Annotated in this window: 31 protein-coding genes and 1 pseudogene; 18 read left to right on the forward strand and 14 right to left on the reverse strand. The window is 63.2% G+C overall.

Annotated elements, in window-relative coordinates:
• Positions 1 to 6: 6 nt before the first annotated feature.
• From dsbD to Q9295_RS12365, 3 genes are read left to right on the forward strand one after another with little or no spacing between them, the layout of a single operon-like run.
• On the forward strand, positions 7 to 1,281 hold the full coding sequence (gene dsbD, locus Q9295_RS12355; protein WP_306680871.1) for a protein-disulfide reductase DsbD: 1,275 nt from the start codon (positions 7 to 9) through the stop codon (positions 1,279 to 1,281).
• The gene (locus Q9295_RS12360; RefSeq protein WP_306680872.1) at positions 1,281 to 2,087 is read left to right on the forward strand and encodes a TlpA family protein disulfide reductase; all 807 of its coding nucleotides are present in this window, start codon (positions 1,281 to 1,283) and stop codon (positions 2,085 to 2,087) included. Before dsbD ends, Q9295_RS12360 begins: the two co-directional genes overlap by 1 nt.
• Entirely contained in the window at positions 2,084 to 2,830 is a 747-nt protein-coding gene (locus Q9295_RS12365) for a L,D-transpeptidase (RefSeq protein ID WP_306680873.1), read from the forward strand. The genes Q9295_RS12360 and Q9295_RS12365 overlap by 4 nt, the downstream gene beginning before the upstream one ends.
• 374 nt (positions 2,831 to 3,204) lie before the next feature.
• Here Q9295_RS12365 and Q9295_RS12370 read toward each other — a convergent pair whose 3' ends face one another.
• The 6 genes from Q9295_RS12370 to Q9295_RS12395 are packed head-to-tail and all read right to left on the reverse strand — an operon-like array spanning position 3,205 to position 8,550.
• The gene (locus tag Q9295_RS12370) at positions 3,205 to 3,387 is read right to left on the reverse strand and encodes a hypothetical protein (RefSeq protein WP_306680874.1); all 183 of its coding nucleotides are present in this window, start codon (positions 3,385 to 3,387) and stop codon (positions 3,205 to 3,207) included.
• Positions 3,384 to 3,749 (reverse strand): hypothetical protein, encoded by a 366-nt coding sequence (locus Q9295_RS12375; protein ID WP_306680875.1) that lies wholly within the window; start codon positions 3,747 to 3,749, stop codon positions 3,384 to 3,386. The genes Q9295_RS12370 and Q9295_RS12375 overlap by 4 nt, the downstream gene beginning before the upstream one ends.
• Positions 3,749 to 4,315, reverse strand: a complete 567-nt coding sequence (locus Q9295_RS12380; RefSeq protein WP_306680876.1) for a hypothetical protein — start codon at positions 4,313 to 4,315, stop codon at positions 3,749 to 3,751. The genes Q9295_RS12375 and Q9295_RS12380 overlap by 1 nt, the downstream gene beginning before the upstream one ends.
• A 25-nt stretch (positions 4,316 to 4,340) precedes the next feature.
• Positions 4,341 to 4,814: a hypothetical protein gene (locus tag Q9295_RS12385; protein ID WP_306680877.1), complete on the reverse strand. Its 474-nt coding sequence runs from the start codon at positions 4,812 to 4,814 to the stop codon at positions 4,341 to 4,343.
• Between the two features lie 14 nt (positions 4,815 to 4,828).
• Entirely contained in the window at positions 4,829 to 7,381 is a 2,553-nt protein-coding gene (locus tag Q9295_RS12390) for a vWA domain-containing protein (RefSeq protein ID WP_306680878.1), read from the reverse strand.
• Positions 7,378 to 8,550 (reverse strand): hypothetical protein, encoded by a 1,173-nt coding sequence (locus Q9295_RS12395; protein ID WP_306680879.1) that lies wholly within the window; start codon positions 8,548 to 8,550, stop codon positions 7,378 to 7,380. The genes Q9295_RS12390 and Q9295_RS12395 overlap by 4 nt, the downstream gene beginning before the upstream one ends.
• Between Q9295_RS12395 and Q9295_RS12400 the strand changes: the two genes are divergently transcribed.
• Genes Q9295_RS12400 through Q9295_RS12410 form a run of 3 tightly spaced genes read left to right on the forward strand, consistent with a single transcriptional unit; the run spans position 8,549 to position 11,794 of the window.
• Complete coding sequence (locus tag Q9295_RS12400) at positions 8,549 to 8,980, forward strand: putative pterin-binding protein (RefSeq protein ID WP_306680880.1); 432 nt, start codon at positions 8,549 to 8,551, stop codon at positions 8,978 to 8,980. The two genes, Q9295_RS12395 and Q9295_RS12400, sit on opposite strands and share 2 nt — an antisense overlap.
• Complete coding sequence (locus tag Q9295_RS12405; RefSeq protein WP_306680881.1) at positions 8,977 to 10,782, forward strand: sensor histidine kinase; 1,806 nt, start codon at positions 8,977 to 8,979, stop codon at positions 10,780 to 10,782. Before Q9295_RS12400 ends, Q9295_RS12405 begins: the two co-directional genes overlap by 4 nt.
• Positions 10,769 to 11,794 (forward strand): response regulator, encoded by a 1,026-nt coding sequence (locus Q9295_RS12410; RefSeq protein ID WP_306680882.1) that lies wholly within the window; start codon positions 10,769 to 10,771, stop codon positions 11,792 to 11,794. The genes Q9295_RS12405 and Q9295_RS12410 overlap by 14 nt, the downstream gene beginning before the upstream one ends.
• Before the next feature lie 104 nt (positions 11,795 to 11,898).
• Here Q9295_RS12410 and Q9295_RS12415 read toward each other — a convergent pair whose 3' ends face one another.
• From Q9295_RS12415 to Q9295_RS12425, 3 genes are all read right to left on the reverse strand, one after another.
• Entirely contained in the window at positions 11,899 to 12,285 is a 387-nt protein-coding gene (locus tag Q9295_RS12415; protein WP_306680883.1) for a helix-turn-helix domain-containing protein, read from the reverse strand.
• Between the two features lie 315 nt (positions 12,286 to 12,600).
• The gene (locus Q9295_RS12420; protein WP_306680884.1) at positions 12,601 to 13,020 is read right to left on the reverse strand and encodes a hypothetical protein; all 420 of its coding nucleotides are present in this window, start codon (positions 13,018 to 13,020) and stop codon (positions 12,601 to 12,603) included.
• A gap of 53 nt (positions 13,021 to 13,073) precedes the next feature.
• On the reverse strand, positions 13,074 to 13,391 hold the full coding sequence (locus Q9295_RS12425; protein ID WP_306680885.1) for an H-NS histone family protein: 318 nt from the start codon (positions 13,389 to 13,391) through the stop codon (positions 13,074 to 13,076).
• A 231-nt stretch (positions 13,392 to 13,622) separates the two neighbouring features.
• Between Q9295_RS12425 and Q9295_RS12430 the strand changes: the two genes are divergently transcribed.
• From Q9295_RS12430 to Q9295_RS12450, 5 genes and pseudogenes are all read left to right on the forward strand, one after another.
• Positions 13,623 to 13,976: a thermonuclease family protein gene (locus Q9295_RS12430; protein ID WP_306680886.1), complete on the forward strand. Its 354-nt coding sequence runs from the start codon at positions 13,623 to 13,625 to the stop codon at positions 13,974 to 13,976.
• Positions 13,977 to 14,077: 101 nt separating this feature from the next.
• Positions 14,078 to 15,274, forward strand: coding sequence for a DUF932 domain-containing protein (locus Q9295_RS12435; protein ID WP_306680887.1), 1,197 nt, complete (start codon positions 14,078 to 14,080; stop codon positions 15,272 to 15,274).
• Positions 15,275 to 15,418: 144 nt separating this feature from the next.
• On the forward strand, positions 15,419 to 15,616 hold the full coding sequence (locus tag Q9295_RS12440) for a hypothetical protein (protein ID WP_306680888.1): 198 nt from the start codon (positions 15,419 to 15,421) through the stop codon (positions 15,614 to 15,616).
• Positions 15,613 to 16,053: a JAB domain-containing protein gene (locus Q9295_RS12445; protein WP_306680889.1), complete on the forward strand. Its 441-nt coding sequence runs from the start codon at positions 15,613 to 15,615 to the stop codon at positions 16,051 to 16,053. Before Q9295_RS12440 ends, Q9295_RS12445 begins: the two co-directional genes overlap by 4 nt.
• A gap of 229 nt (positions 16,054 to 16,282) precedes the next feature.
• Positions 16,283 to 16,672: pseudogene (locus Q9295_RS12450) on the forward strand (ClbS/DfsB family four-helix bundle protein); the annotation flags it as partial.
• 70 nt (positions 16,673 to 16,742) lie between these two features.
• On the opposite strand, the gene Q9295_RS12455 reads toward Q9295_RS12450, so the two are convergent.
• From Q9295_RS12455 to Q9295_RS12470, 4 genes are all read right to left on the reverse strand, one after another.
• Positions 16,743 to 17,021, reverse strand: a complete 279-nt coding sequence (locus tag Q9295_RS12455) for an HU family DNA-binding protein (RefSeq protein WP_306680890.1) — start codon at positions 17,019 to 17,021, stop codon at positions 16,743 to 16,745.
• 83 nt (positions 17,022 to 17,104) lie between these two features.
• On the reverse strand, positions 17,105 to 17,620 hold the full coding sequence (locus Q9295_RS12460; RefSeq protein ID WP_306680891.1) for a hypothetical protein: 516 nt from the start codon (positions 17,618 to 17,620) through the stop codon (positions 17,105 to 17,107).
• 137 nt (positions 17,621 to 17,757) lie between these two features.
• Positions 17,758 to 18,036, reverse strand: coding sequence for a hypothetical protein (locus Q9295_RS12465; RefSeq protein ID WP_306680892.1), 279 nt, complete (start codon positions 18,034 to 18,036; stop codon positions 17,758 to 17,760).
• A 70-nt stretch (positions 18,037 to 18,106) separates the two neighbouring features.
• Positions 18,107 to 18,556: a universal stress protein gene (locus Q9295_RS12470; protein ID WP_155046323.1), complete on the reverse strand. Its 450-nt coding sequence runs from the start codon at positions 18,554 to 18,556 to the stop codon at positions 18,107 to 18,109.
• Between the two features lie 242 nt (positions 18,557 to 18,798).
• Here Q9295_RS12470 and Q9295_RS12475 point away from each other — a divergent pair, with 242 nt between their 5' ends.
• Positions 18,799 to 20,958 carry a ParB/RepB/Spo0J family partition protein gene (locus Q9295_RS12475; protein WP_306680893.1) on the forward strand — a complete coding sequence of 720 codons (2,160 nt, stop codon included), beginning with the start codon at positions 18,799 to 18,801 and terminating at the stop codon, positions 20,956 to 20,958.
• A gap of 207 nt (positions 20,959 to 21,165) precedes the next feature.
• Here the strand turns inward: Q9295_RS12475 and Q9295_RS12480 are convergent, their stop codons facing one another.
• Complete coding sequence (locus Q9295_RS12480) at positions 21,166 to 21,624, reverse strand: group III truncated hemoglobin (protein WP_306680894.1); 459 nt, start codon at positions 21,622 to 21,624, stop codon at positions 21,166 to 21,168.
• Between the two features lie 91 nt (positions 21,625 to 21,715).
• Here Q9295_RS12480 and Q9295_RS12485 point away from each other — a divergent pair, with 91 nt between their 5' ends.
• The 6 genes from Q9295_RS12485 (at position 21,716) to Q9295_RS12510 (ending at position 25,784) form a co-directional block, all read left to right on the forward strand.
• The gene (locus tag Q9295_RS12485; RefSeq protein WP_306680895.1) at positions 21,716 to 22,138 is read left to right on the forward strand and encodes an RrF2 family transcriptional regulator; all 423 of its coding nucleotides are present in this window, start codon (positions 21,716 to 21,718) and stop codon (positions 22,136 to 22,138) included.
• On the forward strand, positions 22,135 to 22,434 hold the full coding sequence (locus tag Q9295_RS12490) for a TehB family protein (RefSeq protein WP_306680896.1): 300 nt from the start codon (positions 22,135 to 22,137) through the stop codon (positions 22,432 to 22,434). The genes Q9295_RS12485 and Q9295_RS12490 overlap by 4 nt, the downstream gene beginning before the upstream one ends.
• Before the next feature lie 213 nt (positions 22,435 to 22,647).
• Positions 22,648 to 22,962, forward strand: coding sequence for a hypothetical protein (locus Q9295_RS12495; RefSeq protein ID WP_306680898.1), 315 nt, complete (start codon positions 22,648 to 22,650; stop codon positions 22,960 to 22,962).
• 154 nt (positions 22,963 to 23,116) lie between these two features.
• Complete coding sequence (locus tag Q9295_RS12500) at positions 23,117 to 24,847, forward strand: LuxR C-terminal-related transcriptional regulator (RefSeq protein ID WP_306680899.1); 1,731 nt, start codon at positions 23,117 to 23,119, stop codon at positions 24,845 to 24,847.
• A gap of 120 nt (positions 24,848 to 24,967) precedes the next feature.
• Complete coding sequence (locus Q9295_RS12505) at positions 24,968 to 25,282, forward strand: hypothetical protein (RefSeq protein ID WP_306680900.1); 315 nt, start codon at positions 24,968 to 24,970, stop codon at positions 25,280 to 25,282.
• A gap of 7 nt (positions 25,283 to 25,289) precedes the next feature.
• On the forward strand, positions 25,290 to 25,784 hold the full coding sequence (locus tag Q9295_RS12510; protein WP_306680901.1) for a hypothetical protein: 495 nt from the start codon (positions 25,290 to 25,292) through the stop codon (positions 25,782 to 25,784).
• Positions 25,785 to 25,787: the final 3 nt, after the last annotated feature.

A 25,787-nucleotide genomic window follows, 5' to 3' on the forward strand; every position in this document is an offset into this window, starting at 1 on the left:
GCCTGCTTGCCGGATTGGCAGACCGGGGCGGGGCTGGTGCTGCTGGCATTTTTCGGCTTTGGCATGGCGCTGGCGCTGACACCTTGCGTTTTTCCGATGGTGCCCATCCTCGCGGGTGTGCTGGCGCGTCAGGGGGAGACCCTGACGCCTGCGCGCGGTGCGGTTCTGTCGGGTTCCTATGTTCTGGCCATGGCCATGGCCTTTGCCCTGATGGGCGCGGTGGCAGGCTGGTCGGGACAGAATTTGCAGATGGTGCTGCAATCGCCCTGGGCGGTGGGCGCGGTGGCGGCATTGTTCGTCATGCTCGCCCTGTCGAATTTCGGGCTGTTTGCGTTGAGCCTGCCTGCCGCCTGGACCGCGCGGCTGTCGAGGCCGGGGCGACGCGGCTCGGTCGGCAGTGCCGCGACGCTTGGCTTCACCTCGGCGCTGATCGTCGGGCCTTGCGTCACCGCGCCGCTGGCGGGGGCGTTTCTCTATGTCGCGCAGACCGGCGATGTGGTGCTCGGGGCGGCGGCCTTGTTCATGCTGGGGCTGGGGCAGGGCGTGCCACTGGTGATTGCCGGCACATTCGGCGCAAGCGTGCTGCCGCGCGCCGGGGCCTGGATGGAGGCTGTTCGGCGGCTGTTCGGCATGCTGTTTCTGGGCATGGCGATCTGGCTGGCGGCACGGATATTGCCGGGGCCGCCGGTGCTGGCGCTTTGGGGGCTGTGGTTGACGGGGGCCGCAGTGTTGCTGGGGGCCCTCGACCATTCTTCGGCGCAGGCGGCACCGCAACGCCAGCCCGGACGCAGCCTTGGGGTCTTTGCGCTGATCGGGGCCGGGGTGATGGCGGTCGGCGCGGGGCTGGGGGGCGATGATCCGCTGCGCCCGCTGGCGCCGCTGACTTTGACCGGCCAAGGCGGGTCCGTCGCCGCCGGTCCGGATTTCGCCCCTGTCACGAGCCGGGGAACCCTTGCCTCAGCGCTGGCCGACAGCCCGGCCCGTCCGACCCTGATCTATGTCACCGCCGACTGGTGCGTCACCTGCAAGGGGATTGAGCGCAGCGTGCTGCCCGATCCGCAGCTTGGCGCGCCCCTGCGCGCCATGCGGCTGCTGAAACTGGATGTGACCGATAACAGCCCCGAGGCGCAGGCGCTGATGCGTGATCTGGCCGCCGCCGGGCCGCCGACGATGATCTTTCTGGATGCCGCTCAGCGCGAGCCCGCAGGCAGCCGCCTGATCGGCACGATCGAGGCCGGTGATGTGGCGGCCTCGGCCATCCTGGCGAAAGGGGGGCTGTGATGGGCGGGCTGGCGTTGGGGCCGATGGCCCTCTCGGGTGAACGGGCGGCGGTCCTGGCCGGGCTCATCGTGCTTTTGCTTGCCACCGGGCTGATTGCGCGGCGCATGGGGCCGGCGATCGCAGGCTGGGCCAGCGCCGCTGCGATCAGCGGGGGTATTGCCGCGCGGCTGGGCTTTGTGGTGCAGAATGCGACGACCTATCTGGCGGACCCCTTGTCCGTTTTTGCGATCTGGCAGGGCGGCTTCAGCCCGCTCTGGGGGATTGCCGGTTTCGCGCTGGCCACCGGCTGGCATCTGTGGCGCAATCCCGATCTGATCCTGCCCGCAGCCGCTTCGGTCCTGTTTGCGGTGGGGGGCTGGAACATCGTCTGGCAATTGACGAGGGGGGAAGCGGTCGCCTTGCCCTCCGGGGCGGTGCTGGCCACCCTGTCGGGGGCTCCGGTCGCCCCCGGTGACTGGGAGGGCAGGCCGCTGGTCATCAACCTCTGGGCCAGCTGGTGCCCGCCCTGTCGGCGCGAAATGCCGATGATGGCGGAACTGGCGGCCGCCGATACCGGCGCGGAGTTCGTTTTCGTCAATCAGGGCGAAGGGGCCGAGGCGGTGCGCCGCTACCTCTCGCGTGAGGGGATCGTGATTGCGCCGGTGCTGGACCCGACCTCGCAGCTGATGCGGCATTACGGCTCGATGGGGCTGCCGGTCACGCTGTTCATCGACGCACAGGGGCAACTCCACACCGCGCATATGGGCGAGATCTCGCGGGCGGGATTGCTGGCTGGCATCGCGGCAATAAGGACCGGGACAGAATGAGCTGTGGGATTGACATGAGGCGGGCGCTGGCTGGGTGCGCGCTGCTGACGCTGGCGGCATGTGCGCCCCCGCCTCCGCCCGCACCGCCGTCCGCGCCGGAACTCCCGCCCGCAATCGCGGCGCAATATGCCACAGTGCAGGACGGCGGGATCGAGGTGCCGGCGGTGCCTGCGAAATATCTGAGCGAGCGCACGATCCGGCGCGAGGTGGATTACTGGACGGACGAAAAGCCCGGCACGGTAATCGTCGACCCCTGGCAGCGGTTTCTCTACTATGAGCAGCCGGGCAACCGAGCGATCCGCTATGGTGTGGCAGTGGGTGATGAGGGACGGGCCTTTTCCGGCACCGCCCATATTCCCTATAGCCGCGACTGGCCGGGCTGGCGCCCGACCGAGAACATGATCCGCGAATTCCCCGGGCAATATGCCCAATATCGCGATGGCCTGGAGGGCGGATTGACCAACCCGCTCGGGGCTCGGGCGCTCTATCTGCACAAGGGCAACCGCGACACATTCTATCGCATCCACGGCACATCCGAGATGGATTCGATCGGCAATGCCACCTCGGCCGGCTGCATCCGCATGTTCCATCAGGATGTGATCGAACTGGAAACCCTTGTCCGTTCGGGCGCGCGCGTCATCGTGCTGACCGAAGACGAGAGCGGCAAGGGCACAGCCCCACCCGGAACGCCGCTTCCCCAACTTGAGCCGCCTGTTATTGCCACCGAAGGAGATCCGGCATGAGACTGTCCCGCAGAACCCTGATCGGATCCGCCATTGGCAGCGGGATGCTGCTGGCTCCGCGCCCGGCGCGCTTGCCCAGAACGTCCGACCCGACTACCAATCTCAAACCCGCAGACTCTCGTCATGAACGAGGGACCCAAGGAGGGCAGGTCAGCTGTCGGATCACTATTCTCTGGAGCGGGTCGCCCGGCAATGGTTCGCGCATAGGTGACCAGTCTCAAAGGCACTTCACCTTCGCGCAGCAGATCCAAGGTGCCTGTCACTTCGTCGCCCGGCATTCCGATTGTCGCAGGCGTGTCCGCCCATGCCGACCGAGGCAAGAGTGTGAGCCCAGCCAGAGCAATGCCAAAGAGACGCCGGTCGATACGTTGCATCTACTGTGCCTCCATCATGACCCGGCGCGTGAGGGTTACGCCCCCGCCGCTCCACTCCATGCCGCCGATCAGGGCGGCATGCTCGGGCGTCATGTTCCAAACCATCAGCCGATAGGTGAAGCTGACCTGCCCGCCATCCGCCATCGTGGTCCCCGACCCGATCAGCTGCGGAAGACGGTTCACGTCGCAGCCGGCGATCTCGGCCAGTTCCTCGGTGCCGACCTCGCCGTCATCGCCGCGACAGTCCGGCTTATCCGGGCCGACATAGCGGAAACTGACCGCAGGGCCCCCGAGGTGTCCTGCAACACGAGGTCTTCCCCCATCAGAATGAGGCTGACGGGATGCGATGATTGATGCGATGCCGCCACGGACCGGACGCCATCGGTGAGCATTCCGGGAAAGACGGACAGGCGGTAGGGACCGACGAGATCCTCAAGCGGAGGCGATGCATCGCATTCGCTGGGGAAAAGCTCGATGGCTTCGGCGCGCACAGGCCCGGCCAGAAGCGCCGTGACGATCAGCGCGGCAAGGGCGGCGCCGCGCATCAATCCTGATTCTTGTGAAGCTGGGTCTCGAAACTGCCGCTGATTTCGTGGCAATCTGTGGGATCGGCTTCATAGCCGGGCTGGTCCACCCGGCATATCTCGCCCGAAAAGCGGGCCTGAATCATGCCGGTCTCGCCATCGAAATAATAGCTGTCGACCTCATAGGTGACATTGCTGCGCTGATCAGGGTTCATCTCCCACATCGGCGGGGTGGAGAGATTGAGTGCATAGCTGACAGAGTCATTTTGCCAGATGATGGAGGCTGTGCCGTCGTGGGGGTGTTCGTCGAAACTCCGGGTCAGGAACAATGTGCCTGCCGTGCGCCCGTCCACAGCCCTGACGCCGGTGATCTGCAGAGTGTTGACAAGCGGCAGGCCCGGCGAGCCACCCATGGTGCCGACCGTGGCCGAGGACATGGTCTGGCCGTCGATTTCGGTGGCCTGCGTCTCGAACACCAGTTCCTCGCCCTGGAAAGTGACGCGGATTTCTCCGATTGGCTCAAATTCCTGCGCCGACACGGGGCCTGCAAGCAGCACCAACAGGGCAGCGAATGTGTGATTTTTCATGGAATACTCCTGTCAATTGGGCAGATCACGGGGCGGCGATGACGCCGTCGAATGTCAGGTCGATCTGGCGTGGCGCAGACATTTCCACGCTTGAGCCATAGTCAGTGGTCTGGCCCAGAACGCCGGACAGGCTGCCCGAGAGGCGGAGCGCTTGGCCCTCGATCCCGACTTCTGTCAGCGTGATTTCGATGTCCTGGCCAAACAGGGCCGGTCCATCGCCGCGCGGCATCAAAAGCACTTCCGGGTTCTCTGGTCTGCCCTGTTGCAGTCCGAACCCGATGCTGATCATGGCGAACCACTCGGGTGCCGCATCGGGCCAGCCCATCAGCGAGATTCTGGCGTAATTGGTATCCCAGACGAAATCCGATTGTGTGGCAGAGAAGGTCCAGCTTGTCGGTGTGCCATCCAATGTGCCGGTGATGGTTCCGGTAGTCACCTGCGCCATGGCGGGTGAGACGAGGGCTGCAACGGCCAGCACCGCGAAAAGATGCCTTGTCATCATATGCTCCTGTCTCAGGGTGCGACTTCGATGATGGTCCGGCCCAGCACGGCCTGTCCTGCCACGTCGAGGAAACGCAATTCGTAGCGGCCCGGTGCATCCGGCAGCGTGATCTCAAGGCTGCTGCGCCCAATGGCACTTTCCGCGATGATCCAGCTGAAATCGGCCTGATCGGCACGGGCCAGCGCCACACGCTGATCGGCACTGTCACTGCCGCCGCTCCAGCTGATGGTGATGACTTCGCCGGGTTTGCCGGTGGCCGGAGCTTGCAGACCGGCGCCGTCATCCAGCGCCGCATCCGGTGCCAGCACCTCAAGGGGTCCCCGAGCCATGACCCGGTTGCCACGCTCCAGCTGATAGCGAATTTCATAGGCACCGGGCTCTTCCGGGGCCGTCATTCTGCCCTGAGAGGCATCGCCAACACGCGTATAGGCGGCATATTCCCCATCTGCGGTTCCCGCAGGAACGATGGTGATATAGTCACGCGGGTGGATGGCACCGGTCCAGGAAACGGCGACATCACCCCCTGCCCGGACGCGCTCGGGGCCGCTCAGCGTCACCTCTCCTTCGGCCACTTCCACCGGCGTGCGCGCGAGGACACGGCCACCGTTTTCAAGTTGCAGGCGCACCTCATAGAGCCCGGGTTCAATTGGAGCACGCAGGCGGCCGGATGCTTGACCTTCAAGGCGGTCGTAATCGGTATATTCCCCCTCGGCTGCGCCCATGGGGACGATGGTGACATAATCGCGCGGATGCAGCCCTTCGGCGGTCCAACTCACATCGAAGGCCGAGCCGACCAGAACCTGCGCGGGTGCCGAAACCGTCACCTGCGCCTCGACAACTTCAATGGGCGCGCGGGCGAGGACACGACCGCCATTCTCCATCTGCAAGCGCAGCTCATAGAGCCCGGCTTCGGCAGGGGCGCGCAGGCTGCCTTCGGTCTTGCCCTCAAGGCGGGTGTAATCGGTATAGGCACCTTCCTCGGCCCCCAAAGGGACGATGGTAACATAGTCACGCGGGTGCAGGCCTTCGGCTGCCCAGCTCACCGGGAAGGCCGATCCGATCACGACCTGCGCCGGGCCGGAGACGGTCACGACAGCATCGACAACCTCGATCGGAGTTGTGGCGAGAACGGCCTTGCCATCCTCGGTCTGCAACCGAACCTCGTAGAGGCCGGGCTCGGCGGGCGCTCGCAACTGCCCCTCAGACCGACCCTGCAGACGGTCATAGTCTGTATAGGCGCCGCCTTCTGCGCCCACGGGCACGATGGTCACATAGTCCCGTTCCTTCAACGCGCCCTCTGCCGTCCAGCTGACGCCAAAGGCAGACCCCACCACAACCTGTGCAGGCGCGGTGACCGTGACGGCGGGCAGCGGCGCGGCCGGGGTTTCAAAAACAAAGGTCTGTGTCGCGCGCTGACCTTCCGCCAGCGTCAGCGTCTGTGATTGCTCCAGCTCCATCGCGGTGTGATAGCCGGTGACGGTCCAGGTGCCGGGGCGAACCTCCATGACGCCGGGATTGCCGCCGAATTCAAAGCTGTCGTCACCTTGCGCGAACTCCCAGGTGATCGGGGTATCGATCAGCGGACCGCTTGCGCTGTCCAGAACCGCGCGCAGGGTCAATTCGGCCAGGTCCGGCTCTCGGGGCGGGAACATCACCGACAGATTGTGGATGGAATCCGCCGCGAAGTTCATCTCGGTCTGGACCGGCTGATCCCAGGCCTCAGTTGTGACGGTCACCACATAGTCGCCGAACGGCAGGTCCAGCTGGGCCGGGTTGCCGGTGAGGGTCTGGACATAGCTGGCTTCACTGTCCGAGATCTCCCAGCTGACATTGCCCGCGAGATACTCGGCCGACATCTCCTGATCCGGCCGGAAGAAGACCGGCTCTGGCCCCATGCGCTCGTGGTTCTGATACGCGGCAAAGCTGAAGGTGCCGGATTCGACAACGGCCAGCTGTTCCAGCGCACCATAAAGCTCTTCGGCATTGTCGGCGGTGAAGAACCGCCCACCGGTCTCATCGGCGATGCATTGCATCTGTAGCAGCGCCTCGGCCTCGCCGCGCACATCAAAGCCGATGACATGGGCGGTGAAATCGACGCCGGCGTCGTTCAGCGCACGGGCGGCAGCGCAGGGATCGGGGTTGCAGGTCTCGATCCCATCCGAGATCAGGATCACGGTCGCCGCCTGTTCGGTATGGCGCAGGGCGTGCGCCGCCGCGATCACCGCATCGGTCATCGGCGTCATGCCGCGCGGGTTCAGCTCGGCCACGATCTTGGCGATATCCTCGCCGGTTCCCAAGGCGGGGGTTACGATGGTCTCGATATCGGAACACTGGCCGCGCTCGCGGTGACCATAGGCCACAAGGCCAAGGTTCTCATCCGCCGGAAAGACCGCCACGAAATCGCGCACCACATCGCGGGCGATGGTGATCTTGTTCACGCCGTCGATCTGCCCCCACATCGAGCCGGAGGCATCAAGGACGAGTATCGTATCCGGGCGCTGCTGTGCGGTGGCGGGGAGGGCAAGACCAAGGGCCGCCAGCCCTGCAAAAAGAGTGCGTTTCATGCGGTTTCTCCCTTGCGGGTAAAGGCGCCCGTGACCCGGGCCTTGAGTTTGCGGAAATGCGACGACATCTGTTCCAGCCGCGCATCCCATTCGGGATCCAGCGGCTGGCCGTCGGTGGTTTTCACCCAGACCTGCAACAGGCAGGCGACGGCAAAGGGTTCAAGGAAAGCGGCCTTGACGCTCCAGGCGAAGAGCAGCGCGAAGACGAAGCCTCCGGCCGACCAAGCTCCGGGCATGACGTAGACCAGCGCCGCCGCCGGGGCGAGCATGACAAGGAACACGAGGCCCGCCAGCCCATAGGTGAAAACCGTCAGCCAGGCGGCATTGCGCAGCATCACCTTCCAGCTCTGGCCATAGAGCACCAGTGCTTCGCGGGCCGATCCCCAGGCATCGGAAGACCCGGACCGGATCGCATGGGCCAGTATGATCTCATCGACAAAACCCACCGCCACGCGCAGAAAAGCCTGCACCACGCCCATCAGTTGTTTGACGTAGGGAATTGGTAGAATGCTGAGGATTCCGCGCACAAGGCCGGTCACCGCACGGATCACGCCCTTGACCAGTTGATCCAGCGCGAACAGCGTCGAGGCCTCGCCGAACCGCCCTTTCACCACGGCGGTGGCATGACCGATCTGGCCGCGCCCCTCGGGTAGTGTCCGCCCGTCGATCAGTTCGACCATGACGGCGATATGCCCAGCCTTGACGATGTAGAGGATGTATTCGCGGATCCAATACATCACCGCGCCGGTGATCCCGAAGCCGATCATGCCGCCCCAGGCCATGCTCTGGGCCCGGAACTCGTCATCGCCAAAGGCTCCGATGCCCCAGCCGATCCCGACCCCGGTTCCGGTCGCAAGCATATAGGCCAAGGTGATCCCGAAATAGACCCCTGCGCGCAACAGCACGAACGGCATCGTGCGTAGCATCAGGCCAATCGCCTGTGCCATACTGAAATCCCACATCGTCGAAACGCCTTCGCCTGGTTCGAATTTTTTCGATCCTTGCACGACAGAACCGGCACCGCCCCGTTCGTTTGAACGGGGAAGGGCGGCAAAATCTGTGACAGGTATCGAGACAGAGCCTATCCTGACCCGGTTCAGAACGGATTTTGCGGAGGCTGATTTGAGAAAGCTGCGGATTTTGACCGCCGGACTTGCCTGGCTGGCCATGACCGCCAGCATTACGGTTGCACAGGATATTCACTATTGGGTCGATCATGGCACGGGATCGAACACGGTGTATGCCGATGCGATCATGGCCCTGCCGATGCATCAGATCGCCACAACGACCTCGGTCACCGAAGGGGTGCAGCAGTTCGAGGGCGTGTTGATGCGTGATCTGCTGGCGCTCATGGCGCGCCATGTGCCGGGCGAAACCGTCGTCGTCGGGGCACTGAACGATTACGAGGTCGAGATCCCGATGGAGGATTTCATCCGCTTTGACGTGATCCTGGCCCACAGCATGAACGGCACCCGCCTGACCCCGCGTGACAAGGGGCCGTGGTGGATCATCTACCCCCGCGACGACCACGAAGAGTTGCAGGACATCCGCTATGATACCCGCTGGGTCTGGCAGCTGAACCGGCTCGACATCCGGTGAGGAAGCGCGCCCGCCAGTTTGCCGGGGTGGTGCTGCCGCTTGTGACGATCGCGGTCTTCGCGACGGTGCTGCTCATGTCGTTCCGCCAACTAACCGCCACCCAAAGCACGCTGCGGATCGAGCTGACCCAGAACATGCTCTGGGTGATCTCTCGGGCCGAGGCCGCCACCCTGCGGCTGGCCGAAGAGGCGGCCTGGGCCAGGCCGGAAGATTCAGTACGGGTGCAGCAGCTGTTGGATGTCTGGTTCTCGCGCACGCAAATCCTGCTCGATGAGCCACAGCGCGCCCGCATGATCCATCTTGGGTTCGAGCAGACGCTTATCGCGCTTGAGGCGGCCGAGGGCCATCTCGAGGCAGATCTCGCGCTCCTTCTCACCCGTGACATTGCGGCGAAAGACCGGGTTCAGGAGACGCTTCAACCTCTGGGCCGAGAGCTCGCCCGTGCCGCCAATCGCGCGATGACCGCGGAATGGGAGGATGTCGGGCGCCAGTTGGACGAGACCGCTACCGGCATGCGCCAGATCGCTCTATCGCTGGCGGTGATTGCCGGGGCTGGGCTGGTGCTTGTGCTTTCATTGGCACTGACCGCGCGGGCGTCGAACCGCCGCGCAGCGCAGCTTCAGGCGGAGCGAGCCTTCTCCCAGCTGTTGGTCAGTGCCGGGGATCGCGGGATCGTGGCCTTTGACGCGGCCGGACGGTGCTCGGTGTGGAATGGCGCGATGGAGGCGTTGTTCGGGGTGCGTGCGGCCGAGGCCCTTGGCCGCAGTCCTGCTGAAATCGCCGGATTCTTTGCCACGGAGCATATCGCGGCCATGCTGCAAGACATTACGGGGGGCCGTGCGCGTGTGGCGGTCGACCAATCGGTGTTCGACCGGGATGGCGGAGAGCCGCATTTCGTTGACCTGATGGGCTTTCCCTTGCGCCGGGACAGTCAGATTATGGGCGCGGTGTTGATTGCCTCCGATGTCACCGAACGCCACGATGCGCAGCGCGAGCTTGCGCGGCACCGGGACCATCTGGAAATCGAGGTCGCGCGCCGCACCGAAGAACTGGATGCGGCCCTGATCCGCGAGCGGGCGTCTCTAGACATCTATCGCAATTTTGCCGCGATGATCTCGCACCAGTTCCGCACCCCGCTGGCGGTGGTCGACTCAAGCCTGCAGCGGCTGATGCGGCGCGGAAGTGCGGTCGACACCGCCGAGATTGCCGAGCGCGCAACGCGGGCACGCGGTGCCGTCGCGCAGCTGCTGCGCCTGATCGAAAGTATTTTCGACGCCGCCCGTCTCGACGCGGGCCAGGTCACGATCGACTCGCGCAGGATAGATATTGCAGCGCTTCTGGCCAGGCTGATGGCACATGCCGAGCATGATTTCGCGCCGATAGACTTTGACGCTCGTCCCTCGGAGGATCTGACGCCGGTGACTGGCGACGCAACACAGATCGAGCATATCCTGCTCAACCTGCTGTCCAATGCCCGCAAATACTCCGATCCTGGAGAGAGCATCCACGTGATCCTTGCAGCAAAAGGGCGTGGGGCTTCGATTGTCGTCGCCAATCCCGGCAATATTGCAGCCGTAGATCGACCCCATGTGTTTGAACGCTACTACCGGGGCAGCCGGGTAGAGGGGGTCAGCGGCATTGGCCTTGGGCTCTATATGGCCCGCAGTCTGGCGCGCATTCAGGGGGGCGATCTGGTCCTGTTGGATACAGCGCCCGGAACGGTGGCATTCGAACTGACTTTGCCCTCGGCCGGAGCCGACGGGGTACAGTTGCATGAAGGAGGCGGCCATGCGCAGACGTGACGGCAAGGGGCTTGTGCTCTGCATCGACGACGAGGCCGATCTTTTGCGCGATCTGGCCGATGAACTGCGGGAGGCCGGTTATGGTGCGATTGAGGTGGCCAGCGGCGAAGCTGCGCTCGAACAACTGGCCCGTGTGCAGCCGGATCTGATCCTCTGTGACATCTCGATGCCGGGAATGGATGGCTATGGTGTGCTTCAGGCCGTGAAGGCGGGTGGCGGCCCCAATGCCGCGATCCCGTTCGTGTTCCTGACGGCGCTCGCCGAGCGTCAGCAGATCATCGACGGCAAGCGGCTCGGCGCGGATGATTATCTGGTGAAGCCGATCGACTATGATCTGATGCTGGCAACCGTCGAGGCGCGGCTCAGGCAGGTGAAGCTCTGGCCGGATCGCGGCACCGGTCCCGCAGCGCAGCGCTGGTCTGACGCCAGTTCGCCGGAAGCGATGCGCGTTCTCGATGTGCTGGCGACCCCGGTGGTCGTGACCGATGCCGAGCGGCGTATCCATTTTGCCAATATCGCCGCCCGCAAATTCGTCGAAGAGGTGGGGGGGCTGGTGTTGGATGGCGGGATTTCTGCGTGTGATGATGCCGAAAACCGCAAGCTCGGCATGTGGTTGAGGGAAGTTGGGACAGGCGAAAGCGAGGGAGAGGTTGCTACTCTGACCATATCAGCCGGTTCGGATGAGCATGATCTTTCGCTCTTCGGTATCGCATTGCAGAGCGGCCGGGCTGAACCGCACATCGCGGTGTTTCTGGGAAACAGACAACGGCCCCCGCTTCCGCGACCGGAAACGCTGTCTTCAATCTACGGTCTGACACCGACTGAAGCGCGGATCTCGCTGCTCCTGGCGGGTGGCGCGAAACCTGCGTTGATTGCGGCAACACTGGGTGTGTCAGCCTCGACTGTTGCCTTCCATCTGCGTAACATCTTCGAGAAAACCGGTGCAGATCGTCAAGCGACGCTTGTGAGGCTGCTTTTTTCTTGTCCGGCGATATCTACGACGCCCGACTAGGTGAGCTTCTATGGCTAACCTGACGGATCTGTTTGCCAGTTGCCGTGGGAAGCCGGATTATAGGCAGATCATGCGCGAGTGTCAGAGCGATTTTTGACAGACCATCACGGCTTTTCGTCCATTTGGCCGCAGACTTCTTCGGCGAGGCTCAGAAATGCCAGCCTGATTTCCTCTGGAAGGGAGAAATAGGCCTTCAGTATGCGATGCCGTTCCCCCATGCGTTGAAATGGCTGTAGTTCAGATAGCCTGTCGTCGCAGCTCTCGGTGAGTACTGACTCAAGGACTGCACAAGGCTCTACGGCCAATAGCGCTGTCACTCGCAACATGCGCTTAACGGACACGCTATTGCGGCCTGCTTCGTGCTTTTGCATTTGCTGATAGCTGATGCCGATCTCTTCAGAGACATCCGACAGTGACAGCCCACGTCTTGTCCGCAGTTCTCTCAGTCTCGCTCCGAGGCGCGTATCAAAGTCTTGTAGATTGCCGTCCAACTCGGCCCACCCTTTGCCGGACAGAAGCGAATGCTGCGGTACGCCCCCGCAATCGCTTCCTGACCCATGATCGGGGAGTTGGAAAACCGAACCTGTCCGGTCCCTATGACCTTTAGCACCGGAGCGCCTGGACATACGTCACAGGCTCCCCGACCGCATGGTCAAGGAATCGGCGCCGTTTCGGCCGACGCCAATACCGACAGGTTCAGGGGTTTCCACGCCCCAGGGACGACGCGTGGCGTCCCCAAGTGCAGTGTATCGGTTTCAGGGGGTTAGGAGCAAGATGGTGCGTTGACCGGTTCCAAGGTGATCTGGTCAGGCGGCAGGGTCTTCGGTCGCGGGGGCAACTGGCGCGTCAGGCCCGAGCGACTCGCGCAGCTTTCGACCCGCCAGGTTCCAGTCGTGCCTGGGCTCATCCCAGCTTTGCGTCGAGGTGAGCTGGCGGTCCAGGTAATCGCGGAACTCTTGTTCACCGACCCGCAACTGGAATGTGTAGAGCCGATTGACGATTTCGTGCATCAAGTCACGCAGTTCGTCATCGCTGATCCTGGAAACCTCTGACCATGGGATCTCTCGGCCGTTGGCGTCGGTCACGATAACATCAGAGTAGTCCTCGGTAAGGCTGACCACTCCGGGGCCTGCATGCAGGGTTTCAAGACACGTATTACGAACACAGATCAGCGCCATGGCCTTGGACATGACAGAGGCAATTTTGCGCTCAAGGTCGTTGGGCATGGCTTCCTCGTCTCGCAATACGAGCGAGGGCCTATCGTTCCCCGCCCTGTTGATTAGATAGCGAAATCTTCGAGCGATTTTCCGGCGGCAAGCGCGTCGCCGATCCAGCCGGGTTTGCGTCCGCGCCCTGACCATGTCAGTTCCGGGTTTTCGGGATGGCGATACTTCGCGACCGAAGGAGAGCGCTTCCGGGTTGTTGCGGCTTCCGCGAGATCCTCGAAAGAATAGCCGAGTTCGCGGGCCAGCTCATCGACCTTGGCGCGGGCTTCGGCTTTACGGCGCTCCTCAAAGGAAGAAATGGCCTTGGCCACCGATTTTTCCAGCTGCTTCAGTTCGCTTAGCGAGAAGGCGTCGAGGTTGATTTCGGTCATCAAAGTCCCCTTTGTACTGCAACACTGATAGGGCAGGGCGAGGTGACAGGCAATTCCCCAATGGGGGACATGGCCAGACATGGCTGTGTGGTCTAATGCTGCCGCATGAGCAGAAGAAGAGAGCCCCGGCCATCCACGCGTACCATTGCGAGACGATCAGCATCTGGACTTCGCCGACCAGGCGGCGGGCGCCACTGGCCTTTCCAAAGTCTGGCCGTTCTTGGTTGCGTGTTGTTGTTTGGCTTTATGGCGGTGGAGCGCTTTCCCGAGCATCTCGGGGCGTTGCCGGAATTGACCGCCATTCGTGTGGTTGAAGGTCCGGTCAGACATATTCGCGACGGTGATACGATTGAGGTGGCGGGCACGCCTGTCCGGTTTGGATCCCTTGACTGTGCCGAGCGTGGAACAGTGCGAGGCGATGCGGCTACCAGGCGGATGCGGGAGCTGGTTGCCGAGCAGCCCCTCACCTGCGCCCTGAATGGTCGCACCAGCTATGATCGCAGCATCGGGCGCTGCACTTTGCCCGATGGGCGTGACGTGGCCGCACAGATGATCCGGGAAGGATTGTGCGGCCGATACTGGTGAGGGCAGTCCTGTCGGATTCAGAGTGAGAGCGCGGGTGGTTTGCCCGTGACGGGTCCGGGCTGGAGGAGAGGCCTCCGGCGGCCCGTCGCGGAGTGACTGTCATGAACAACATACAAATTCTGGAACCCGCGCGACCGGCGCGCGGCGGCTATAAGGTGGATGTCAGCCGGGGTGAGCGCAATGGCCGGGTGTCATCCGAATGGTTCAACCGGCCCGATGATGAGCGCTATCTTTCGCTCGATGACCTCTGGGCCTCGGTCAAGGCGCGCTCGGAGCGCAGCACGTCCCGCATCGTCGAGACGGCGAAGATCCATGTCGAGGCCAGCCGTGACAATGCCGAGCGGCTGCAACTGATCCTGCCGAAAGCCGATGCGCCGCTGGCACCGACCCATTGGGCCTTTGGCCAGCTTGCAAGCTTGGTCGGCGCACCGGCCTCGTATCTGCGTCAACTGCCTGCGCCTCTGGCGGGGATTAATCTGCAGTATGGCCTCTCCGGCCATCGGGCCGAGCAGATCAAGACCTTCGAGACCGAAGACGGCAGGACGGAACTGCGCGCGGTGACCGGCCCGGATTACGGGCGGATCTATGATCATGAGCTGGTCGAGGCGGTGCAGCGCATCGCGGGCAATGGCACCGGTGACACGCGCTGGAAAGTGCCGGGCAGGCTCGACTGGTCGACCGGGGTCTATAACCCGGACGTCGACATCACCCGCGACACGACCACGCTCTATGCTTCGGACCGCGATGTGTTCCTCTTCCTCGTGGACGATCACAATCCCATCGAGGCGGGCAAGCTGCCCGACGGATCGCCGGATCTCTACTTTCGCGGCTTCTACTGCTGGAACTCGGAGGTCGGGGCCAAGACACTCGGTATCGCCAGCTTCTATCTGCGTGCTGTGTGCCAGAACCGGAACATCTGGGGGCAGGAAGAATTCCAGGAGATCACCATCCGCCATTCGAAATACGCCGCCTCGCGGTTCGCCCATGAGGCGGCACCGGCGCTGACCCGCTTTGCCAATTCCTCGCCCTCGGGGTTCATCAACGGGATCAAGGCGGCCCGTCAGCAGATTGTGGCCCGGACGGATGAGGACCGGGAAGCCTTCCTGCGCAAGCGCGGCTTCTCGAAGCTCGAGGCGGGCAAGATCATCGACAAGGTGCTGGTGGAGGAGGGCCACCCGGCGGAGAGCATCTTCGACTTTGTTCAGGGGATCACGCGTCTCGCGCGGGACAAGACCCAGCAGGACACCCGGCTTGAGCTGGAGGGCAAGGCGAAGAAGCTGCTCGAGCGCGCGGGCTGACAGCAGTCGCGCACCCATTCTTCCCATCATCGCGCGGCAGCCCGGCTCCTGGTTCTCGGTTGCCGCGTCCCTTCCCATTCCCGGCCCAAGCGCTCGCGGCTTTATAGATGCGGGCGGCGGGCTTCTCATCCCGAGAGACCCCTGATGCAAACCTTCGACGAAAAAGTGGATACCGCTGTTTACGCCGCCTTCATGGCTCTTGGCCTTTCGGTTGCCACGAATATGGAGCTGGCGATCCGGCTCAACGACTTCATCACCCAGGAGTTCCAGTTCGTCGTGTGTGATGATGACGGTGATGGGGGGCGCAACGCATGCCAGCGGTCCCGGAGGGCGGGCCGATGACTGAGCAGGAGAAAACTGTCATCCTTGAGGCGCGTGAGATTCTTGCGCGCTATTTCAACCAAAACCCGCTGCTGACCTCCTGGCAGGCTGTCCTGGACTATTGTGCCATCGCGGTACGGGGTGAGGTCGAGTGCTTTCATGTTCTCTACCTTGACCGAAAGAACCGGCTGATTTCCGATGTTCGGGTCTCGGTCGGCACCGTCGATCATGTGCCGGTGTATCCGCGCGAGGTGCTGAAATGTGCGCTTCTGATGAACGCATCGGCGCTGATCCTGGTCCACAATCACCCCAGTGGTGATCCCGAACCGTCTGATGCCGACCTGAAGATGACGAAGGAGATCCAGAAGGGCTGCAAAACGCTGGGTCTTACCCTGCATGACCACATCATCGTCGGGGCAGGGCGTGAGATCAGTCTGCGTGCTCGCGGTGATCTCTGAGCGACAGGTCGCCAAATACTCACCGGACACGGGTCTGGCTTGCCATCCTTCACCTGAAACGCCAGTCAGATACACCGTTAAGAATTGTAGCTGAATGACGGAGAAGAGCCGGATGGTGGTTCCAAGTACAAAAGCCGAGCTACTGGAAGCGATTGCGACGACATTTGATCGCCTCACCATCGATCTCGCGAGGGGTTGAACTGACCGTGCAAGGGAGGCATCACTCGCGGGGCACGCGGCGGGGACAATGATGAGCCCAGCCGATTTGGTAGCTTATCTGATCGGGTGGAACGATTTGGTGCTCAAGTGGCTGGATCGTGACGACCGGGGCGAGCCGGTCGATTTTCCCGAGGCCGGGTTCAAATGGAATGAACTCGGTCTGCTGGCCCAGAAGTTCTACCGGGATCATGAGGCTTTGGATTGGGTCAGTCTGTTGGCACGCCTGACCGAGGCCAGGACCCGGCTGGTCGACACGATTTCCGCACGGTCCGACCCCGAACTCTACGGCGGGCCCTGGTATGGGAAATGGACGAAGGGCCGGATGATCCAGTTCAATACGTCTTCTCCCTACGCCAATGCGCGAGTCCGGATTCGGAAGTGGCTCAAGGAGAAGGGCTGAGAGCGATACAGCTCTCTGCTGCAAGGGGAAACCTGTCCATGCAGCAGAGGCGCCTGGTCTGCCTGTGGCCTCACGCTTTCAGCGCGTCTTTCACGGCCTTGGCAGGCGTAAAGGCCAGCTTCTTTGAGGCAGCAATGATCACGGTTGCGCCGGTGGCCGGGTTGCGGCCTTCGCGTTCGGCGGTTTCCTTGACCTTGAACTTGCCAAAACCGGGGATCGAGGTTTCTTCGCCGGCAATGGCGGCGTCGGTCACGGCTTTGAAGACCGCCTCGACGGCAGATTTGGCCTGAACCTTGGTCAGGCCATTCTCTTCCGCGACTTTGGCGGCGATATCGTTGGTCGTGGTCATATGGGTCAGCTCCTGTTGGATCCCGATGACCATGTTAACTTTGGCGCAGGATCGTAATCTTGAATTTCACGCAGCGTGGACGTTCAAGCCGTTTCCTGCTTCTCTGCTGCTGGCAGGGCTTCGGCGTGCTCTGCCGCAGACGAAGCGTAATCACGCATGCGGCCTATGGTCTGCTGGCATGCCTCATCTGAGGCTTGCAGCGGGGTGCTCGCCAGTTGCCGGAGTGCGCTGATAGCCGCCTCCTTCGGTATCGGCTTTCCTGCCCCGAGGCCGATTGTTCCGATCGGCTCGTTCGTCTGCATGAACATTTCCAACCAGGGGCCGACATAGTCCGTGCCATTGCCGAGCGGTGAAGCCGCCGTTGGCTCCAGTTCATAGACCATCACGCATTCAACGCTCTTACCGTCTACGGTCGCCTGATAGCTGCCGAATGGGCGGCGCTCCAACATCCAGGACAGCGCGATCATCGGTGCGTTTTCCAGCGCCGCCGCCAGATCTTCGGCTCTGTCGATCTGCTGCGGCAGCAGATTGGTGTCGAGGCACCGCCATTGGCTGGTGGTGCCGGAATAATATGCAAGCAGATAGCGCATTGTCAGCATGCCCATATGTTCTTGTTGTCGCTGGCATCTTCGCCCGACCAGGAAGTAGGGAGCGCGTCTTCTGCTCGCAAGGATTTGCGGTGGGCCTTGGGCGGGATGCCGCCCAGGGGTATGTCGTCTTGCCTGCACGTACGGCATTAACGCCGTGACAGCAGCCTGCCGAGCCAGCTGCTTTTGCCGTTGGCATTGCGCAGCTTCGACCGGGGCGACCTGGCAAGAACTTCGCGCCCCGCATCGGTCAGTTGGTAACGCTTTGCGCTTATGACCCTGAAGAGCCCGCGATCCGTCAGGCGCTCGGCGATCTGCTCTGTCTCCGGATCCGCGTCAGAACCGATCAGGGACAGGATATTTTCTGGCAGACCCTCAGCGTCGCGCAGAAGATCGAGCCATGAAGATGGCATTTCATCGTCCGACAACGCACGGCTCCGGGGATGGCGGCGTGTCGGGCATCAGGTCATCTCGCAGCGCAGGCATATCAACTCGCCCTCAGCGGACGACCAGCACCGGCACCGGGCTGTGGGCCAGCACTTCGGCGGTCTGGCTGCCGAGCAACAGACGACCAAGGCCACGCCGGCCGTGCGAGGACATGCAGATCAGGCTACAATCCCGCGCTTTCGCAGTCTCGACAATCGCCTCGGCAGGTTGGGCATTGGGGATATGCAGAACCTCGGCGACTACACCGATCTTGTCCGCAGCTTCCTTCGCAGTTCTCAGGATGCCATCGGCCAGTTCCTTCTGGCTTTCCTCGAACCCGCCGCTGACCTCGATGGGTGCGACCCATGCCCCGCCCGCGGCCGCTGCATAGATCGGGAAGGCTTCCGTGACGGTGACGATGGTCACCTTCGCGCCGAGGGTCTTGGCCAGCGTCAAGCCGTGGTCGAGGCCCTTGGTGGCGGTTTCCGATCCATCGGTGGAAATCAGGATGTGATGATACATGATCATTCCTTTTGGCTGGCAGGGAAGATCTGGCGCATGGCGGGATCGTGATATTGTTGCACAGGCTTGCCCCCTGGCCAAGGAAATCCGTTCCAGATCAATGCCCGAGATGGGCTGGGCCTTTGGCCGTTCGACCGTTTCCTTGCCGCCGGTCAGGAGAGGGAGAGTGGGGAGGGGTTTTCCATGACGGGTTGGTAGCCGGAGAGAGGGTCTCCCCGGCGCCCGTCCTCGGAGTATCTGACATGGCCACTGCCGTTCAGAAGATCACCCTGTCGTCCTCGCGCGACATTCCCTTCAACAAGCTGGTGCTGAGCCAGTCCAACGTCCGGCGCGTCAAGGCCGGCGTTTCGGTCGATGAACTGGCCGAGTCCATCGCCCGTCGCGGACTGATCCAGTCGCTGCATGTCCGCCCGGTTATGGGCGAGGATGGTACCGAGACCGGCATGGTCGAGGTGCCCGCCGGCGGTCGCCGCTTCCGGGCGCTGGAGGTGCTGGTGAAGCAGAAGCGCCTCGCCCAAACCGCCCCGGTCCCCTGCATCGTGTCCGACGCAACCGACGACGTGCTGATCGACGAGGTGTCGCTGGCCGAGAATATCGAGCGCGCACCGCTGCATCCGGTCGACCAGTTCCGCGCCTTCCAGGCCATGCGCGAGAAGGGCATGACCGAGGAGGCCATTGCGGCCGCCTTCTTCGTTGATGCCAAAGTGGTGAAACAGCGCTTGCGGCTGGTCTCGGTCGCGCCCGCGCTGCTCGAGATCTATGCCGAGGACGGCATGACGCTGGAGCAGCTGATGGCCTTCACCATCTCTTCGGACCATGAGCGCCAGGTTCAGGTCTGGGAGGCGGTGAAGGACAGCTGGTCGAAGGAACCCTACAACATCCGCCGCCTGCTGACCGAGACCACGGTGCGGGCCTCCGACAAGCGCGTCACCTTTGTCGGCATCGAGGCCTATGAGGCGGCGGGCGGCTATGTGCTGCGCGACCTCTTCCAGCAGGACGATGGCGGCTGGCTGCAGGATCCGGTGCTGCTCGACCGGCTGGTGAACGAGAAGCTGAAGGCCGAGGCCGAGATCATCGCCGCCGAGGGCTGGAAATGGATCGAGCTCGCGGTCAGCTTCCCCTACAGCCACGCCTATGGCATGCGGCAGTTGATCGGCACCACGGTCGATCTGACCGAGGACGAGCGCGCCACCCGCGAGGCGCTGCGAGACGAATACGACCGGCTTGAGGCCGAATATGCGCAAGCTGAGGAATACCCCGATGAGGTCGATGCCCGGATGGGCGAGATCGAGAAGACCCTCGGCGCCTTCGAGATGCGGCCGATGATCTACGATCCGGCGCAGATGGCGCGGGCCGGGGTCTTCGTCAGCCTCGATGTCGATGGCACGCTGCTGATCGAGCGCGGTTACGTCCGGGCCGAGGATGAAGCACCGCTGGAACCGGAGCCCGAGATCGTCGATCCCGAGACCGGCGAGGTGCTGCAGCGCGGCGAGCCGGAAACCTACCACCAGCGTGCGGTGATCAGCCTCGGAGGAGAGCCGGCGACTTCGCCCGAGGAGGAAGAAGACGAAGGCGAGGCGATCAAGCCTCTCCCCGAACGGCTGGTGATCGAACTGACGGCCCATCGGACACTGGCCCTTCGCGATGCTGTGGCGAATAGCCCGCGCATCGCGATGACCGCGCTCTTGCACCGGCTGGTGCTCGACTGCTTCGGCATCCGCAGCTCGGGCAATGCGCTGCAGGCCCGTGTCAGCGAAGTGCATCTGTCGGTGCAGGCTCCTGACCTTGGCGACTCGATCCCGGCGCAGGCCATCGACGAACGGCATGCGGCCTGGCGGGCGGATATCCCGCTTGATGACGGCGATGACCGTCTCTGGGACTGGCTGCACGATCTTGACGAGGCAAGCCGTCAGGCTCTGCTGGCGCATTGCCTAAGCTTCGGGGTCAACGCGCTCTATGAGCGACCGAACCCCTATAGCGGCAATGGCATCAGCCAGCATGGCCTGGATCGGCGGCTGCATGAAGCGGATCGGCTCGCGCGCATGACGGGTCTCGATCTGGTCGAAACGGGCTGGAAGCCGACGGTCGCCAATTACCTCGGTCGCGTCACCAAGGTGCGTATCCTGGATGCCGTGCGTGAAGGTGTCGGCGATCAGGCGGTGGAACTGATCGGTCATCTGAAGAAAGGCGAGATGGCGACGGAGGCCGAACGGCTGCTGGCAGGCAGCGGCTGGTTGCCGGAGCCGCTGCGGATGGAGGACCACGAGGCCTTTGCAGACTCGGCAGATGCCGACGGTTCCGAAGCGAACGCCTTGCCGGACTTCCTCTCGGGCGACAGCGAGGACGAAGAGCCCTCCGAAGATGAAGAGCAGAATCCGGGGCATCGCATCGCCGCAGAATGACCAGTCCCGAGGGCGGCCGTGGTCGCCCTCGCCTCTATCCTCTCAAACTGGCTCGGTCTTCGTGACCGGGCCTTTCTTTTTGCTTACGCCCTTCGGTCATGAGGCATAGAGGCGCCCCTCACTCGGCCATTCAATACCGGTGCCGAAGCGCATTTCCTCGGTTGGGGACTCGATGTCCGCCTTGGCTGGTCAATTCGGTATCGCCATTCAAAGCCTCGGTGGTGCCATCATGTCGCTTTGACGGGACCGGTGGTCCTCTATCGCCATGTTCAGAGAACGCGCGATCCGCTCGGCGCGCTCGATCACATGGGCGGCGCCGTCAGGCGGACAGATCTCCTGCGCGGTCAGGCGGAAGAGCTCCAGCCAGCGCTCGAAATGCGCCCATTCAACAGGCAGAGCGACATGGGCGGGCATCGGGGCGCCTTTGTAGATGCCAGTCATCAGCGCGACCGAATGCCAGAAGGCGACCATCTTTTCCAGATGCGGCCCCCAGTCGGTGATCCGTTCGGCAAAGACAGGACCCAGCATCGGATCCTGCTGCACGCGGTCGTAAAACCCGTGCACCAGGTCATGCAGCATCCGGCTGTCGAGGCCGGTCTCTGCCATCAGCGCGGCGGTCACCTCGGGGCGCATCGTCGGGGGAAGGGCGGGTGCGGTACTGGTCATCTGGCTCTCCGGCTGCGGCGCGCTGTCACGCCGCCTTGCAGGACAGGATAATCCTGCTAATTGGTATTTCAAATACTGATTGATTGCGACCATGCGCCTCACCGCCTTCACTGACTACGGCCTGCGCGCCCTGATGCGGATCGCCTCGGATCCGTCGCGTGGCTTTTCCACCGCCGAACTGGCGGATGAGTTTGGCCTGTCGCGGCATCATCTGGCCAAGATCGTGCAGCGGCTGGCGCAGGGCGGCATCCTGAGCACGCGCCGGGGCGGTGGTGGCGGGGCGATGCTGGCGGTCCCGGCCGGGACGCTGCGCCTCGGGGCAGTGGTGCGTTTGCTGGAAGAGAGTGGCTCGGGGCTGGTCGATTGCCTGACGCCGGGCGCGTTGGCCTGCACCGTCGACGGGCGCTGCGGCCTGAAATCGCGCCTGCGCCGGGCCGAGGCCGCCTTCATGGCAGAGCTTGACCGCTCGACGCTGGCTGATATCGCCCTGCACCCTTTGGAGGTGGAGCAATGACCGACTGGCCCACGGGGCTGCAGCCCTACAAGCGCACGCCCGAGTTCACCGAGACCAGCATTCCGCTGGGGCTTCTGCGCGCCCATGCCACCAAGGCGGGCACCTGGGCGCAGCTGCACGTGCTGGAGGGCAGGCTTCGCTTCCGCGAACTGGTGCGGGACCGGGTGTTCGACCTTGGCCCTGGCATCCATCCCGTGATCCGACCCGAGGAACAGCACGAGGTTGCCCCATTGGGCCCCGTTCGATTCTTCGTCGAGTTTTGCCGGATGGAGGACGAGGCCGGAAAAACTCTGTAGACCCTGCATGCAGACGGCAACCGGTGTGCGCCGCAGGTGATGTGGCGGAAATGAGGGTCAGGGAGCGGCTTAACGGTATTGAAGCAAGGCAATGTTTTTCTTCCGTAAACCGCACATTACTCCATGTGGGTTATTCATGGCGTCGCTGCGATGGATATACTGACCTGAACTGCAACACCCGTGCACCCGGCCCGGTTCAGCCCTCGTACCCGCATGATCTATCTCGCCTACCCTGCTGCCACCGCCTGGTCTCTCGGTTGTGCCTGGTTTCTGGTTCGGCTGATCAAGGATACGATCCGCACGGAGACGCGTTTCAACATCGCCGTCATATTCCTGACCGTCGTTCCGGTCCTGGTGGTGTTGGGCTACGCGCCATGGATCCTGATCGAGAGCTTCAACTCGCCGGTCATCGCCACGTTGCGCGAGAACGAATGGCACTGCACGCAAACCGGGACCATGCAGACGATGGTCAGATCCTATACGCGGTTTGTCGAGATCTGCACGACCTATCAGCGTATCGGGCATTGATACCGGGGCCCCTCGGCTGAGCACTATACTCCGCGATGCGGAGCAGTTTTTCGAGGTTGCGGCTGTGCTTGACCATATTCCCTTGTCTTTTGCTTGACCGCCACGCGACATAAGGGCGAGGATCGCGGCTGTTTGTTTGAAAGCATTGCAGCAGATGAATGACACCGCCTCCCCTGAGCATCAGTTGATAGGGCACCTCTACGATGTTGCGGTGGATCCGGGGCATTATGAGGCGATGATCGACCATTGGGAGACCATGCTGCGCCCGGCGCTTGAGGGGCAGATGGCGGGTGCGACCGATCCTCATGATCTGGTCGGGCGCCATGTGCTGCGCGCTGATCGCGTGCTCGAGCAGGTGCTGATGACCCCGCAGGACGATGGGGCCGCGGCTCAGGTCGAGCGGATCCGCCAGACGGCCTGTTTCACGGTAGATGGCCGGGGTCATATGGCGGCGGTGAACAACGCGACCACGCTGATGTTCGGCCTGACCGCCGGTGCAAGGGCGCGCGATCTGCCGCTTGCGAGGGGCGAGGCGGACAAGCTGATCACGCTGGCTGCCAGTCTTTTGCAGTCCAACGCACCCATCTCGCGGGTGCTGTGCTTACGTCTGCGCGACACGGGCCGCCTGCTTGTCCTGCAATTGCGGCTTTGCCGTCCGCCGACCGAAGCCGCCTTTGTGCTGTGCGTCACCTCGGAAATCCATTGGCCTGACGGCTTTGCCCAACTGATGGAGGACAGCTTCGGCCTCTCGCCCAGCGAGATCGAGGTGCTGCGCTTCCTCGCCGAAGGGCTCTCGGTGGCCGATATCGCAGCGCAGCGCCGGCGCAGCCTGGAAACGGTCCGGGTGCAGCTCAAATCCCTGCAAAGCCGCACCGGCACGCGCAGCCAGCAGGAGCTTATCCGGCTGGCTTTGACGACTTTGAACAGTCTGCGGGATCAGGCCCTGCCGGCGTCCGAGCGCCGGACAGGGCCTGCCGAGGTCGAGACCCGCCGCTTCGCGCTCAAGGGCGGCCGACAGATGGAGTATCTGGTCTTTGGCAACCCCGAGGGCCGTCCGGTCCTGTTTCTGCCGCTCGATATGGGGTTCGTGCGCTGGCCACCCAAGGCCGAGGCCGATGCGCTGCGCCGGGGGCTGCGCATCATCGTTCCGATCCGCGCCGGCTATGGTGGCTCCAGCCCCGCTCCGGCACGGAGCGAGTTTTTCCGGCAGTTCATCAGCGATCATCTCGATCTGCTGGATCACCTGCGCATTCCCCGCCTGCCGATCCTGACGCTTGGCGATGACAGCCTGCTGGCAATCCGGCTTTACGCGGCAGCGCCGCAGCGTTTCTCGGCGCTGCTGGCCTGTGCCGGCGCCCTGCCACTGACCAGCAGCGAACAGATCCAGCGCATGGGCAAGTGGCATCGCTTCATCCTTGGCGGCGCGCGGCTGACGCCGCATCTGCTGCCGTTCATGGTGCGCGCGGGTGCTGCGATGGCGCGTCGCTATGGCAAGACCCGCTTTCTGGCTTCGGTCTTTTCCTCCTCGCCCGCCGATGCCGCGACCTTCGCGATCCCCGATGTGGCAGAGGCGATGATCGTCGGATCCGAGGTTATGCTCTCAGCGGATCATTGTGCGGCGGGGCCTTTCGCACAAAGCGTGGCGGCGCTGGCGCAAGCCGACTGGACAGGGCCGATGGCGCAACTTCGCTCAGGTGTCGAAAACGGACGGATGAAGGTTCTGTTCTTCAGCGGCGAGCAGGATCCGCAGACCCCGCAGGAAACCATGGTCGAGCAGCGGGATGAACATCCCTGGATCGAGTTCACGGTCTATCCCGATGCGGGGCAGCTTCTGTTCTTTCTGAAGTGGCGCGACGTTATCGCGCGCCTCGATGAACTTGCATGAGAGATGTCGATTAACCCATCCGGGTTATTCACGAACAGGCAGAATCGGGGAAAGTGTCGCCTGCCTGACCCTATCATGGGATCCGGGCGGATTGCTCTGACACTTTCGAAGGAAGACCCCATGACCCGTAAACTCCTGGCCTCGGCCGCTCTTGCCGGTGCCCTGTTCGGCGCGGCCCCCGCCATGGCCGAAGAGCTTTCGCTGCATACCTTCCTGCTGGTCTGGGTCTCGGACAATTGCGAGGGGTTTGAATATGCCGAGGACATGCTGCGCCATGCGAATATCGCGGTGATGGGCGCCCCCGAGGCCGAGGTCGCCGCCTTTACCGAGAAGATGGAGCACGGCCTGAACGACCTCTTCGAGGGCGACAAGGCGGGCTATTGCGAGAGCATGATCTGGAATATCGAGGATCTAGAGGCCGAAGCGGCGGAGTGACCCGATCGTGGATGCGAGTCTGACGCGGCGGATGCTGCTAGCAGGGGCAGGGGCGGGTGCGGTTTTGGCGGCGCCTGTTCTTGCGGAAGGCGCGGCCTGGCTGGACGCTGTTGCGCAGCGGCTGGCATCGCAGGGCGGGTCTGATCCGGGCCAGCTTGCTCTTGATTTGGCGGGCAATATCCGGGTGGAGCTCTACTGGAGCACGGATGTCCCGGGCTTTCTCGCCGATATTGCGGCGGTGAAGGCGCGCGCCCCTCTTGCCGAGGCTGGCTATGATCCGGCCACGGGCATCAGCCGGATCGATCAGCAGCTCGCAGATGGGCGGTCAAGCCTGACCGACCACTGGATGGACCACGGCTGGACCCTGCGCCGGATCACGATAACGGCGGGCGACCCGGCGACCGCCGCCAGCGGGCTGGATGAATTTGCAGGCTTCCGCAATCGCGGGGGCTTTGGCGGCCCGGCGCTGCTGACGCCGCCCTTTTCCCCTTTGCAGGATTGACAG

Origin of the sequence: Pseudogemmobacter lacusdianii, assembly GCF_030848395.1 — a bacterium.
In the GTDB taxonomy this organism is placed as follows: Bacteria; Pseudomonadota; Alphaproteobacteria; order Rhodobacterales; family Rhodobacteraceae; genus Pseudogemmobacter; species Pseudogemmobacter lacusdianii.